Raw genomic sequence first — 2366 nt, forward strand, 5'->3', positions numbered from 1 at the left:
GCGCCGGCTGGTAGCGGGTCAGCGAACTCTCCACCTGAGTAAACAGTGCCTCGATCAGATCGCTCTGGCGACGGTCGAGCTCGCCCTCCTCCGCCAAAGGGTGATCGAACAGCAGTTGCCAGCGGTAGCACCCCTGCTCGGCAAAGCGCCAGTAGGCATGGGCCAGCGCACGCAGCCAAGGCTCGGGCTCGTTTTCGGTCAAACTCTCGATGGTCTTTTGAAGGCGCGCCAACGTCTCGACGTTAACGTGCTGCAACAGGTTGTTGAAGCTGCCATAGAGCTTGAGCAGCGTACTCGGCGCGCAGCCGACCTCTCTTGCCAGGGCACGCAGCGACAGACCGTGGACCGGCCGTGAGGCCAGCCACTCGTCGCAGGCGCGCATGACCTGTGCATGAAGGGCATCGGGCGCATGCTGTCTGGGACGGGCCATGGCGATCTCTTAAGGTCAGGCAAACAAGACGATCTCAGCGCACTTAAGCGTGAGCGAGTGGGTAATATAAGATAGGATACCTCTATCGAACACTGTTTTCGATACTCGACCACGACATTTAGCGCAATCTTGTTACCTTTTGGACCAAGGCGTTTTTGCGCGGTCGACGACTTTTTTCGGCACCGGCCTATCTTCAGGCCACAAGGAGACACGCATGACGGGACGCCTCCATGTGCAGCGCCTGGCGCTCTCCCGCCGAGTGCCGGAGCTTCACGACGCGAACGCCTTCATCGAATCGCCCAATCTCGCGCCGCGTCGGCCGGTCTCGGCCATTCGCCTGGAGCAGGGCATCTATCGCCACCGCCATCTTTTCTGGGGGCTGACCCCGCCCTGGCTCGAGGTGCTCGACCATGCCCCGCACTGCGCCCGGGCAGAGTCGCTGTCGCGCCGGCCGATGTTCGACGAGGCCTTTCGGGCGCGGCGCTGCGTGATTCCGGTCACCGGGTTCTACGTCTGGCAGTCGCGCCCCGGCGGCAAGCAGCCGTACCTGGTCACTGCCACGGACCGCGCGCCGCTGCTGCTCGGCGCGCTGTGGTGTCGCTATCACACCACGCTGACCGAGTTCACCGACTCCACTGCCTTGATCACGGTGCCCGCCAACGTCTGCCTGGCCTCGCTGACCGACCGCCTGCCGGTGGTGATTGCGCCCGAAGCGCTGGCCTCCTGGCTTTCCCCCGAGACCGACGCCGCCACCCTCGAAGCGCTGCTTGCGCCGGCGCCGTTGGAACTGTTGGGCGCTTTTCCGGTATCAAAGCATGTCAACAACCCTGCCCACCAGTCGGTGTCCTGTGCCCATCCGCAAGGACCCATGCTGCGCTGGACCGTGCCCCTGGAGCCCTGATGCTACGCCTAAGCGAACTCGTCCCCCCTCCCTCGATGCGCTACGCCCTGACCGGCGCGGTGCTGAGCCTGACCTGGTACGCCCCCACCCTGTGGGCCGAAGAGAGCCCGGTGCTCGACACGCTCACGCCCGTGCAGAGCGAGTACGATGCGCGTGATTACCGCGTGCTGACGCTGGAGAACGGCCTGCAGGCACTGCTGGTCAGCGACCCGGACGCCGACAAAGCCGCCGCCTCGATGAACGTGCGGGTAGGCAGCGCCCAGGATCCGGACGACCTCGAGGGGCTTGCCCACTTTCTCGAGCACATGCTGTTTCTTGGCACCACGCCCTACCCGGAGCCGGACGCCTACCAGCGCTACATCGCCGACAACGCGGGCTCGCACAACGCCTTCACCTCCCAGCAGGACACCAACTACTTCTTCGACGTCGCCCCTGAAGCGCTGCCCGGGGCGCTCGACCGCTTCAGCGCGTTCTTCCTGTCGCCGCTGTTCAACGCCGACCAGCTCGAGAGCGAGCGCAACATCATCCATTCCGAGTACATGGCGCGCATTCGCGACGAGTCGCGCCGCGAGAACGACGTGCTCGACCAGGTGCTGAACCCGGACAACGCCACCACCGGCTTTGCTGTGGGCAGCCGCGAGACGCTGGCCGACCCCGCCGCCGGCGAGGCGTCGCTGCGCGAGCGGATCATCGGCTTCTACCATAGCCACTATGACGCCAACGTCATGAACCTGGCGGTGATTGCCCCGCAGCCGCTGGATACGCTGGAGGAATGGGTGGTCGAGCGCTTCGCCAACATTCCCGACAATGGCCTGAAGGCGCCCACCATCGACGCCCCGTTGGCGCTGACCGATGAGCTTCCTCTTTACCTGGAGCGCCAGTCGCTGCTGGATCGCCGTCAGGTGAACTTCTACTTCCCGGTGCCGGACCCGATCCAGGCCTACCGCACCAAGCCCGCAAGCCTCATTGCCCACCTGCTGGGCGACGAGAGCGAAGGCAGCCTGCTCGCCGTGCTGCGCAAGGCGGGTCTGGCGG

3 protein-coding genes are annotated in these 2366 nt (G+C 65.2%); 2 read left to right on the plus strand and 1 reads right to left on the minus strand.

The window, feature by feature from the left end; all coding sequences use genetic code 11:
- A partial coding sequence (locus tag BIS11_RS15330; RefSeq protein WP_253586467.1) for a TetR/AcrR family transcriptional regulator occupies positions 1–430 on the minus strand: 430 nt, incomplete at its 3' end.
- 214 nt (positions 431–644) lie between these two features.
- Between BIS11_RS15330 and BIS11_RS15335 the strand changes: the two genes are divergently transcribed.
- Together BIS11_RS15335 and BIS11_RS15340 are read left to right on the plus strand one after the other, a co-directional pair.
- Entirely contained in the window at positions 645–1331 is a 687-nt protein-coding gene (locus BIS11_RS15335; RefSeq protein WP_253422734.1) for an SOS response-associated peptidase, read from the plus strand.
- The coding region (locus BIS11_RS15340; RefSeq protein WP_253586468.1) for an insulinase family protein at positions 1331–2366 on the plus strand (1036 nt) is incomplete at its 3' end. The genes BIS11_RS15335 and BIS11_RS15340, both read left to right, overlap by 1 nt.

Origin of the sequence: Halomonas sp. 707D4 (assembly GCF_024158685.1) — a bacterium.
GTDB lineage: Bacteria > Pseudomonadota > Gammaproteobacteria > Pseudomonadales > Halomonadaceae > Vreelandella.